This is a genomic window from Kitasatospora sp. NPDC093806, assembly GCF_040683335.1.
Classification (GTDB): domain Bacteria; phylum Actinomycetota; class Actinomycetes; order Streptomycetales; family Streptomycetaceae; genus Kitasatospora.
Map to the genome: position 1 here is coordinate 1 of NZ_JBFBDO010000174.1, position 9,934 is coordinate 9,934.

General features: G+C 75.3%; 9 protein-coding genes. 5 read left to right on the forward strand and 4 right to left on the reverse strand.

Annotated features, from left to right (window positions below; all coding sequences use genetic code 11):
• Positions 1-154: 154 nt before the first annotated feature.
• Together AB0N76_RS37960 and AB0N76_RS37965 are read right to left on the reverse strand one after the other, a co-directional pair.
• The gene (locus AB0N76_RS37960; protein ID WP_363565394.1) at positions 155-2,251 is read right to left on the reverse strand and encodes an MMPL family transporter; all 2,097 of its coding nucleotides are present in this window, start codon (positions 2,249-2,251) and stop codon (positions 155-157) included.
• An 81-nt stretch (positions 2,252-2,332) separates the two neighbouring features.
• Positions 2,333-3,310 carry a deoxyribonuclease IV gene (locus AB0N76_RS37965; protein WP_363565396.1) on the reverse strand — a complete coding sequence of 326 codons (978 nt, stop codon included), beginning with the start codon at positions 3,308-3,310 and terminating at the stop codon, positions 2,333-2,335.
• A 194-nt stretch (positions 3,311-3,504) separates the two neighbouring features.
• Between AB0N76_RS37965 and AB0N76_RS37970 the strand changes: the two genes are divergently transcribed.
• The 3 genes from AB0N76_RS37970 (at position 3,505) to AB0N76_RS37980 (ending at position 7,272) form a co-directional block, all read left to right on the forward strand.
• Entirely contained in the window at positions 3,505-4,767 is a 1,263-nt protein-coding gene (locus AB0N76_RS37970) for a cytochrome P450 (RefSeq protein WP_363565398.1), read from the forward strand.
• Between the two features lie 298 nt (positions 4,768-5,065).
• Complete coding sequence (locus AB0N76_RS37975) at positions 5,066-6,169, forward strand: right-handed parallel beta-helix repeat-containing protein (protein ID WP_363565400.1); 1,104 nt, start codon at positions 5,066-5,068, stop codon at positions 6,167-6,169.
• A 71-nt stretch (positions 6,170-6,240) separates the two neighbouring features.
• Positions 6,241-7,272, forward strand: coding sequence for a methyltransferase (locus tag AB0N76_RS37980; RefSeq protein WP_363565402.1), 1,032 nt, complete (start codon positions 6,241-6,243; stop codon positions 7,270-7,272).
• 71 nt (positions 7,273-7,343) lie between these two features.
• Here the strand turns inward: AB0N76_RS37980 and AB0N76_RS37985 are convergent, their stop codons facing one another.
• Positions 7,344-8,063 (reverse strand): class F sortase, encoded by a 720-nt coding sequence (locus tag AB0N76_RS37985; RefSeq protein WP_363565404.1) that lies wholly within the window; start codon positions 8,061-8,063, stop codon positions 7,344-7,346.
• Positions 8,064-8,239: 176 nt separating this feature from the next.
• Positions 8,240-8,680, reverse strand: a complete 441-nt coding sequence (locus AB0N76_RS37990; protein WP_363565406.1) for a hypothetical protein — start codon at positions 8,678-8,680, stop codon at positions 8,240-8,242.
• Positions 8,681-8,953: 273 nt separating this feature from the next.
• On the opposite strand from AB0N76_RS37990, the gene AB0N76_RS37995 reads away from it, so the two are divergent.
• Together AB0N76_RS37995 and AB0N76_RS38000 are read left to right on the forward strand one after the other, a co-directional pair.
• Positions 8,954-9,406 carry a PPOX class F420-dependent oxidoreductase gene (locus AB0N76_RS37995; RefSeq protein WP_363565408.1) on the forward strand — a complete coding sequence of 151 codons (453 nt, stop codon included), beginning with the start codon at positions 8,954-8,956 and terminating at the stop codon, positions 9,404-9,406.
• 223 nt (positions 9,407-9,629) lie between these two features.
• The coding region (locus tag AB0N76_RS38000; RefSeq protein WP_363565410.1) for a hypothetical protein at positions 9,630-9,934 on the forward strand (305 nt) is incomplete at its 3' end.

Consider the following 9,934-nt stretch of genomic DNA (forward strand, 5'->3'; position numbering starts at 1 on the left):
CGAGCGGGGCGAGCAGGGCGGCGGCGGCCGTGCGGACGGCGGCGAGGCGCGCGCCCGGGCGGCGCGTGGCGGGAGTTGGCATGTGCGCAGTGAAGCGACGCCGGGCCACGTTCGTCCAGACAGTGAACGATAACCATATGAACTCATTGGTAACTTAAAGCTGTCTGGCCAACTCCTCCTCCGGTGGCCGGACTTGCCTGGACAACTCGCTCGGCCACCACATCCGCCGGTCCAGGTCCATCGTCACCGCGGTCACCAGGACCGACCGGACCACCAGGGTGTCCAGCAGCACGCCGAGCGCCACCGCGAAGCCGATCTCGGCGAACCCGACGACCGGGAGCGTCCCCAGCACGGCGAAGGTGCTTGCCAGGATCAGCCCGGCCGAGGTGATCACCCCGCCGGTCGCCGCCAGCCCGGCGACCGCCCCCGGCCGGGTGCCGTGCTGGGCGGCCTCCTCCCGGACCCGGGTCATCAGGAAGATGTTGTAGTCGATGCCCAGCGCCACCAGGAAGACGAAGACGAACAGCGGGAAGGCGTTGTCCTCCCCCTCGAAGTGGAAGACGTGCGTGAAGAAGAACGCGCTGATGCCGAGCGCCGCCGCGTACGACAGCACGACCGTGGCGATCAGCACCAGCGGCGCGGTCACGGCGCGCAGCAGCAGGGCCAGGATCACCAGCACCACGCCCAGCACCAGCGGGATGATCGCCCGGTTGTCGGCCGCCGCGGCCCGGCCCGCGTCCAGGATCACCGCCGTCGATCCGCCCACCTGGGTGTCGGCGGCCGGGACGGCGTGCACGGCGGTGCGCAGCCGGTCCACGGTGTCCTTGGCCGCCTGACTGTCCGGCGGATCGGTGAGCGTGGCCTGGAACAGCGCCCGCCCTTCGTGCGGCACCGGCACCGAGGTGCCCGCCACCCCGGGCGTCGCCTGCGCGACCGCGCGCACCGCCTCCGCCCCGCCCGCCGCGCTGATCACGGTCAGCGGCGCGCCCGTCCCGGCCGGGAAGTGCTCGGCCAGCACCTGCTGGCCGGTCACCGAGTCCGGCTTCCCGGTGAAGGTGCCGGCCGTGCTCAGACCGGTGGCGTTCAGCGACACCAGCCCGACGCAGCAGGCCGCCAGCGCCAGCGCGGTGCCGATCCAGACCTTGCGCGGCCGCCGTCCGATCCACGCCCCGACGTGCGCCCAGCGGCCGGTCCGGGTCGGTTCCGGCGTCCCGAAGGCGGGCCGGACCGGCCAGAACACCCAGCGCCCGACGATCACCAGCAGCGCCGGCAGCAGGGTCAGCATCGCCGCCAGCGCCACCAGGACACCGATCGCGCAGACCGGGCCGAGGCCGCTGGTGGAGTTCATCTCGGCGATCAGCAGGCAGAGCATCGAGGCGACCACCGTCGCCGAGGAGGCCAGGATCGCCGGACCGGCCCGGTGCAGGGCGAAGGCCATCGCCTCGTGCCGGTCGCGGTGGCGGCGCAGCTCCTCCCGGTAGCGGGCGGTGAGCAGCAGCGCGTAGTCCGTCCCGGCGCCGAGCACCAGGACGATCAGGATCCCGGCGCTCTGCGCGTTGACGGTCAGCCCGGCGTGGTCGGCCAGCAGGTAGATCACCGCCTGCGAGACCACCAGCGCCCCGGCCGCCGAGAACAGCGGCAGGATCCACAGCACCGGGCTGCGGTAGGTGAGCAGCAGCAGGACGATCACCACGCTGACGGTGGCGGCGAGCAGCGTGGAGTCGATCCCGGCGAAGGCCTTCGCCTGGTCGGAGCCGATCCCGGCCGGGCCGGTGACATGGGTGGTCATGCCGAGGCTGTCCGCAGCGGCGGTCGCGCGCAGCGAGTCCACCGCCGGACGCAGGTCCTGCCAGCCGCCGGTGCCGATGTCCACCGGCACGATGGTCTGCAGCGCCTTGCCGTCAGCCGACTCGACCGGCCCGACCACCCGGCCGAGCACGTGCGGGGCGGTGGCGAAGGCCGCCGCGTCCCGGGCCGCCTCCGCCCGGTCGGCGGGCGTGATGCCGCCGTCGCGGACGTAGACCACCACGGCCTGGGCGGTGTCCACCGGCTGGAAGGCGCGCTGCTCGGTGAGGACCCGGGTGGACTCGGCGTTGCCGGGCAGCCAGCTGGACGCCTGGTTGTCCTCGGCGTCGGTGAGCTTGGCCGCCAGCGGACCGGCCACCACGAGCAGGACCAGCCACAGCGCCAGCACCACCCACTTGCTGCGGCGGCCGCACGGCAGCTCGGCCAGCTTCCGGGTCGGGCTCATCGGGGACTCCCAGCCTGAGAGGCATCGGTCGTCCCAGCCTCCCACCGCCCCCGGGCTCCGGCAGCCCGAGCGGTGTGCCTCCTAGGCCGGGACGGCCGCCCGGGCGCGCAGCTCCTTCAGGGCGGTGATGTCCAGGGCGTGCCCGGTGCCGTCGCCGCCGTGCTTGCGGTCCGGGGTCTCCACCACCAGCGGGACGCCGGCCGTCGCCGGGTGTTCGAACAGCTCGCGGAACGGCTCGGCGCCGATCCGGCCGGCGCCGATGTTGGCGTGCCGGTCCTTGCGGGCGCCGACCACGTCCTCCGAGTCGTTGGCGTGGATCAGCCGCAGCCGGCCCGGGCCGGCCGCCGCGACCAGCGCGTCCAGCGCCTCCCGGACCCCGCCCGGCTCGGCCAGGTCGTGGCCGGCCGCGAACGCGTGGCAGGTGTCCAGGCAGACGCCGACCTTCGGGTGCCCGTCCAGCGCGGCCACGTACTCCGCGAGGTCCTCCATCCGCGCGCAGAGCGAGCTGCCCTGGCCCGCCGTCGGCTCCAGCAGCAGCCAGGGCGCGTCCTCGCCGAGCGCGTCCAGCTCGTCCAGCAGCGGCCGCACGTCCGCCCGGACCTGCGCCATCGCCTCGGCCCGCCGCGAGCCGCCGCCCGGCGCCGAGCCGACCGCCGAACCGGTGTGCAGCACCACGCCCAGCGCGCCGATCGCGTGCCCGCGCAGCAGCGAGTGGCGCAGCGAGTCGGCCGAGCGCTCCCGGGTCGCCGGGTTGTCCGAGCCGAAGTTGATGAGGTACGGCGCGTGCACGTAGGCGGGCAGCGCCTGCTCGGCGCAGGCCGTCCGGAACTCCTCGTCCTGCGCCGGGTTGCCCGCGGGCGTGGCCCAGCCGCGGGGGTTCGCCACGAACACCTGCACCGTCTCGGCGCCGACCCGCCGGGCGTACGCCAGCCCGGTCCCGGCCAGGCCCCGGGCCGCCACCGGCACATGGGCGCCGATCGGGTTGCGGCCACCGGCGAACGACGGCAGCGGCGCGGCGGGGGCGGCGGGGATCGGGGGCGCGGTGGTGGCGGTGCTCATGCCCCGAGCATGGCACGCCGGCCGGCCCCGGCCGACGGGCAGGTCCCGCTCCTGCCCGCGGCCCCGGACGACGGCCGCCCGCACGGGACCGTTTCACCCGATCGAGTGGATCGGACGCTCACGGACGATCGACGGCGGTCCCGGCCTTGTTGTCGTCCCCGAGAGCGCCGAAGCCCGAGCCCCGAGGGAGCCCCATGACCACCGCCGAGACCTTCGAGACGGTCGATCTGCGCGATCCGGAGCTGGTGCGGAACCCGTTCGAGACCTTCGCGCGGATCCGCGAACGGGCCCCGCTGGCCCGGGGCACCATCCCCGGGGTCGAGCCGTTCTGGATCGCCACCCGCTACGAGGACGTCCGCACCGTGCTCGGCGACCCCCGCTTCGTCAACGACGCCGCCAGCGTGCCGGGCCCCACCCCCGCGCACCGCACCGCGCAGGTCTGGCGGGCGCGCGGCCTGCCCCCGGAGTGCGAGAAGTACCTGCGCGCCGGTGTGTTCGACGCGGACGGCGCCGAGCACCGCCGGCTGCGCGGCCTGGTGTACCCCTCCTTCACCGCCGGCGCCGTCGGCCGGTTCCGCCCGCGGATCGAGCGGCTCGCCGAGGAGCACGCCCGCGCCCTGCGCGAGCACGCAGACGCCGACGGCGTGGTCGACCTGGTCGCCCACTTCGCCTACCCGCTGCCCGTGACGGTCATCTGCGAGCTGCTCGGCATCCCCGGGCCGGACCGGCCGCGGTGGCGCGAGTGGAGCTCCTACCTCGGCCGCGGCGCCGGCCCCGGGCTCGACGACGCCCTGCGCGCCATGGTCGACGCCGCCCGCGAGCTGGTCGACCGGCGCCGGGCCGAGCCCGGCGAGGACCTGGTCTCCCGGCTCGCCGCCGCCGAGGGCACCGCCCTCGACCCGGTCGAGACCGTCTCGCTGATCCTCAACCTGATCGTGGCCGGCCACGAGACCACCGCCACCCTGATCGGCAACGGCACGGCCGCCCTACTCGCCCACCCCGGGCAGCTCGCCCGGCTGCGCGCCGACCCCGCCCTGCTCCCGGCCGCCGTCGACGAGCTGATGCGCTGGTGCGGCCCGACGCTCGGCGCGCTCCCGCGCTACGCCACCGAAGACGTCCGGCTCGGCGGCGTGCTCATCCGCAAGGGCGAGGCGGTGATGCCGATCCTGGCCGGCGCCAACCACGACCCCCGGGCGTTCGCCGAACCGGAGCGGCTGGACGTGTGCCGGGCCGCCGCCCCGCGCCACGAGGCCCACCTCGGCTTCGGCCACGGCGCCCACCGCTGCATCGGCGCCGTGCTCGCCCACGAGGAGGCGGTGGCCGCGTTCGGCGCCCTGCTGCGGGTCCACCCCGGGCTCGCCCTCGCCGTCGCCCCGGCGGACGTGGAGCGCGGGCCCAACCCGGTCGCCTGGCACCTCGCCGCGCTGCCCGTCCGGCTCGGTGCACCGGTCAGCTGACGGAAAGGCCAGCTGACGGACTGATCAGCTGACGGACCGGCATCCCCCCGCACCGCCCACCACCTGTCCCACCCGCGCGCCCGACCGCACCCCGTGGTCGGGCGCGCCGTCGTGTCCGGGTCCCGCCCGCCACGCCCGGGCCGACGCCCCGTCAGCCCGGCAGCCCAACCCTGGTGGCGGGGGCACCCGCCCGCACCTAGCGTCGGTTCGGCCGACACCCACCGGCCGTCATCCTCCGCACACCCCGCGTCACCGCGCCGGCGTCGCCGCGAGTGCGCCAGAAAGCAGGTCACCTCTCATGCCCACGCGACGGGTTCACCACCTCGCCGCGGCCATCGCCGCCACCACGACCGCCCTGACCACCGTCCTCGCCGTCCTCGGCGCCGCCCCGGCCCACGCCTCCCACTCGTACGGCAGCCTGCACGTGGTCCTGCCGGGCGAATCGATTCAGCAGGCCGTCGACGCGGCCGAGCCCGGCGACACCGTCCAGCTGCTCGCCGGCACCTACCCGGGCAGCGTCCGGATCACCACCCCCGGCCTGACCCTGCGCGGGACCGGCCCGGAGACGGTGATCTCCCCGGCCGCCGCGCCCGCCGAGACCGTCGACGCCGCCACGCCCTGCGCCGCGGCCGGGCACGGCCTCTGCGTGGCCGGCACCGACGACCGGCCGCTCGCCGACGTCACCGTCGAGGCGCTGGCCGTCACCGGCTTCCGCAAGAACGGCATCAACGCCACCGGCACCACCGGCCTGACCGTCCGCGCCACCTACGTCCACGACAACGGCCAGCAGGGGATCAGCCAGGAGAAGTCCACCCGGGGCGTGATCACCGCCAACGAGTCCACCCGCAACGGCCAGTCCGGGGTCTTCCTCGCCAACAGCGTGGACAGCGAGGGCGGCGCCCTCTCCACCGAGGGCACCGTGGTCAGCGGCAACAGGCTCTCCGACAACCGGATCGGCGTCACCGTCCGCCGGCTGCGCGACCTGACCATCGAGCAGAACCAGATCCACGGCAACTGCGGCGGCGTCTTCATCGTCGGCGACGAGGGCGTGCCCCGGGCCGGCGCGCTCAGCGTCACCCGCAACCGGGTCGAGGCCAACAACCGCTACTGCCCGCCCAACCCGCGCCTGGACCACATCCAGGGCGCCGGCATCGTGCTCACCGGCGCCGAGGAGACCACGGTGACCGAGAACCAGGTCCGCGACAACGTCGGGGCCTCGCCGTTCTCCGGCGGCATCGTGCTCGTCCACAGCGTGGTCGGGGTGGCCAACGCCCGCAACACCGTCGCCGACAACCTCGTCCTCGGCAACGGCCCGGCCGACGTCGCCGACCGCGACACCGGCACCGACAACTCCTTCGCCCGCAACCACTGCGCGGTCTCCGAGCCGGCCGGCCACTGCTGACCCGTCCGCGCCACCGCACGCACCCGCACCCCACAGACGCACCCACAGCAAGAAAGCAGGGACCCCGGCACATGACCACCGCACCCGCCACCACCCCGCAGGCCGCCATGCGCCTGCGGGAACTCGTCTTCGGCGCCGCCTGCGCCGCCGCCGTCCGCGCGGCCGCCCGGCTCGGCGTCGCGGACGCGCTCGGCGACACCCCCGCCACCGCCACCGACCTGGCCGCCGAACTCGGCACCGAGCCCCGCCAGCTGCGCCGCCTGCTGCGCGCGCTCACCTGCTACGGCCTCTTCGAGGAGCTGGACGGCGACCGCTTCGCGCACACCGAGATGTCCCGGCTGCTGCGCGAGGACGCCCCGAACAGCCTCCGCTACATCTCCCTCTGGTGCACCGAGCCGTGGACCTGGGAGGCCTGGCCGAAGCTGGACGAGGCGGTGCGCTCCGGCCGCAACGTCTTCCCCGACCTGTTCGGCAAGGAGTTCTTCGACTACCTGCACAGCGACGCCGGCGAGTCCGCCAAGGTCTTCGACCGGGCGATGACCACCTCCAGCCGGCAGTCCGCCGCCGACTTCGCCGCCTACCTCGACCTCGCGGGCGTCGACACGGTGGTCGACATCGGCGGCGGCCAGGGCCACGTCCTGGCCAGCCTGCTGGAGAAGCACCCGGCGCTGCACGGCACCCTGCTCGACCTGCCCAAGGTGGTCGCCGGCGCCGACCCCCGGCTGCGCGAGGGCGGCGCGTTCGCCCCGCGCGCCCGGCTGGTCCCCGGCGACTGCCGGGTGGACATCCCGGTCCGCGCCGACCTCTACATCATCAAGAACATCCTGGAGTGGGACGACGAGAGCACCCGCCGCACGCTGGCCAACGTGGTCGCGGCGGCCCGGCCGGGCGCCCGGGTGGTGGTGGTCGAGAACCTCGTCGACGACAGCCCCTCGATGCGGTTCACCACCGCGATGGACCTGATGCTGATGCTCAACGTCGGCGGCGCCAAGCACTCCGAGCAGAGCATGGTCCGGCTGATGACCGAGGCCGGTCTGGACGTCCACGCCGTCCGCCCGGTCAACCCGTACCTGCACGCCTTCGAGGCCGTGGTGCGCGGCTGAACCCGCCCGGTACGAGACGACCGCCGCTCCCCTCCGTAGAGAAGGGGAGCGGCGGTCGTTCGGTGCGGCGGTCAGGCCTTGTGTGAGGACTCCAGGTGCGCGAAGACCACCACGTTGTCCAGGTAGTCCCGGCGCTTCTTGTCGTAGGTGCCGCCGCAGGTGATCAGCCGCAGCTGGGCGTCCGGCGTCTTCCCGTACACCTTCTGGTCGGGGAAGGCGTCCTTGGCGAAGGTCTCGACGGTGTCCACCACGAACACCGCCACCGTGCCGTCGGCCCGCTGGACCTCCACCTTGTTGCCCGGCAGCAGCAGGCTGAGCAGCAGGAACACGGCCGGGCCCTTGGTGGTGTCGACGTGCCCGGCGACCACCGCGGCCCCGCGCTCGCCGGGCGTGACGCCGTCCCGGTACCAGCCGACCAGGTTCTTGTCGTCCGGCGGCGGGGCGTCGAGCTGCCCGGCGGCGTTCAGCCGGAGCTCGGTGAACGGGGCGTCCACGGCGATCTGCGGGATCCGCAGCCGGGTCGGCTTGGACGCCTTCAGCGGCGGCGCCGCCTTGACCGGCGCGGCCGGTGCGGCGGGGGCGGCCGAGGTCGGTGCCGGGGTCGGGGTCGGCGCCGGCGGGGTGGCCCCGGGCGAGGCGGGGGCGGTGGCCGCCGGGGGAGCGGCCGGCCCGGGCGCCGCACCGTCGGCCGGCGCGGTGTCCACCGAGTTGTAGATCAGCAGCAGCCCGACCGCCGCCGCGCCCATCCCCCCGCGCAGCAGCCGGGACGTTCCAGGGACCAGACCGGCCATCGCTCCCACTCCTCACAGCACGACTCACAGCAGGTTCACGGCACGACGCACAGCACTACTCGTGGCACTACTCATGGCACGACTCACGACACGACGAAGCGCCGCCCCGCGCCCCCCGCCGCGGCCGGCGCACGTGGCGCCGGGCACGGCCGGGAGACGGCGGGAACGGCGCGGGGTCAGATCGCGGCGCCGCTGGTCCGGCGACCGCGGCGCAGCGCGATCGCGCCCGCCCCGAGCCCACCGAGCAGCAGCACCGCACCGGAGGCGAGGCCGCCGCCGGAGAGCGCGAGCCCGCCGCCACCGGTGTGCACGCCGCCGTGCGGGGTCTTCTCCTCGCCCTTGCCCTCGTGGCCCTTGCCTTCGGAACCCTTGCCCTCGTGGCCCTTGCCCTCCGAGCCCTTGCCCTCGGAACCCTTGTGCTCCTCGCTGCCGGACGACTCCTTCTGCTTCTCCTCCCAGGTCTTCTGGCCCTCGGAGCTGGCCGCCTTCTCCTGCTTCTCCTGCCAGGTGAGGTTCTTGCCCTGGTCGGTCGCACCGTCCGCGTAGGCGAGCGGGGCGCCGACGGTGAGGACGGCGGCGACGGCGGCTCCGGCGAGCAGCGTGCGTGCAGAACGCATGATGATGATCCTTCCGGCGCGGTGCCGCGATCGCCGACACGTCGTCGGCCAGGGGATTCGCGAGGTTGGCGCCTGATCCACCGTCAACCACCGTGGAGGCCGCTGCCACCGGAGGGCGGCACCGGCGGGCGGGGCGGTGCGCCCTTCGGGTGGACTCCCCGGCGTGTTCACCCGAGTGCCCTGGGCGAACCGGGTGAACCGGGTGACGCGGGTGAACCGGCCGGGTCGGCGCCGCCGGCGTGGCAGCGGGCGGGGGCGGGGAAGACTCGGTCCATGGTCGAGATTCCGAGGGACGTCCGCGAGCGGATCGAGGCGGGCCACATCTGGTACGTCGCCACCGTCAACGCCGACGGGTCGCCGCACGTGAGCCCGATGTGGGTGGGGGCGGAGGGGGAGCTGCTGCTGTTCAACACCTCCGTCGGGCGGGTGAAGGAGCGGAACCTGCGGCGCGACCCGCGGGTCTGCCTGTCGCTCGCCGACCCCGCCGACCCCTACGACCGGGTGCAGATCCGGGGCCGGGTGGTGCGGTTCGTCGAGGGGGAGGAGGCCGAGCGGAACATGGACCGGTTGGCTCACACCTACCTGGGCGTCGAGCGGTACGGCTGGGGCATCCCCGGGGAGCGGCGGGTGGTGGTGCTGATCGAGCCGACCAGGGTCAGCCGCGTGGTCGGCGTCGAGCCGCTGCCGCCGGGCGCCCCGGGGGCTGCCCCGGACGGGCGGGGCTGAACCCGCCGGTCCGGCCGTCCGGGGTGTTGCTGCCCGTTCGGGCAAACCCGTCCGCGGGCGCCGGCCGGGGCCCGCCCGCGGCCGGTCCGCGACGGTTCGTGGGAGGAGGACACCGGCCCCGGCGCCGTCCGCGGCGGGTGTTCGCCGAGGTGAGGGCCCGGGGAACCGATCTGACCGGCCCGCGTCTATCTTGAGGGGCCACGGACACGAGAGGGGCGCAAACATGGGGACGACCGGTCGGAAGGTGGCCGCCGCGGCGGCGACGGGTGTGCTGCTGGCGGCGCTGGCGGCCTGCGGGTCCGGGGGGTCCACGAGCTCCAAGGACGCGGCGGCGGGTGCGGGCACGACCGCCCCGGGTGCGGCGGCGAGCACCGCCGCCGGTGCTCCGGACGGCGCCGCGGCGACGCCGAGTGCCCCGGCCGGGAGCCCGGCCGCGGGGACGGCGGGGACGGCGGGCACCCCGTCGGCCGGCGCGGGCACGGCGGGAGCCGCCACGGCCGGTGCGACGGCCGGCGCGACGGCGGCGGC

What these genes read in the sequence shown, in the direction of transcription:
- AB0N76_RS37960 (WP_363565394.1), bottom strand. Translation starts at nt 2,251, where the DNA reads ATGAGCCCGACCCGGAAGCTGGCCGAGCTGCCGTGCGGCCGCCGCAGC.
- AB0N76_RS37965 (WP_363565396.1), bottom strand. Translation starts at nt 3,310, where the DNA reads ATGAGCACCGCCACCACCGCGCCCCCGATCCCCGCCGCCCCCGCCGCG.
- AB0N76_RS37970 (WP_363565398.1), top strand. Translation starts at nt 3,505, where the DNA reads ATGACCACCGCCGAGACCTTCGAGACGGTCGATCTGCGCGATCCGGAG.
- AB0N76_RS37975 (WP_363565400.1), top strand. Translation starts at nt 5,066, where the DNA reads ATGCCCACGCGACGGGTTCACCACCTCGCCGCGGCCATCGCCGCCACC.
- AB0N76_RS37980 (WP_363565402.1), top strand. Translation starts at nt 6,241, where the DNA reads ATGACCACCGCACCCGCCACCACCCCGCAGGCCGCCATGCGCCTGCGG.
- AB0N76_RS37985 (WP_363565404.1), bottom strand. Translation starts at nt 8,063, where the DNA reads ATGGCCGGTCTGGTCCCTGGAACGTCCCGGCTGCTGCGCGGGGGGATG.
- AB0N76_RS37990 (WP_363565406.1), bottom strand. Translation starts at nt 8,680, where the DNA reads ATGCGTTCTGCACGCACGCTGCTCGCCGGAGCCGCCGTCGCCGCCGTC.
- AB0N76_RS37995 (WP_363565408.1), top strand. Translation starts at nt 8,954, where the DNA reads ATGGTCGAGATTCCGAGGGACGTCCGCGAGCGGATCGAGGCGGGCCAC.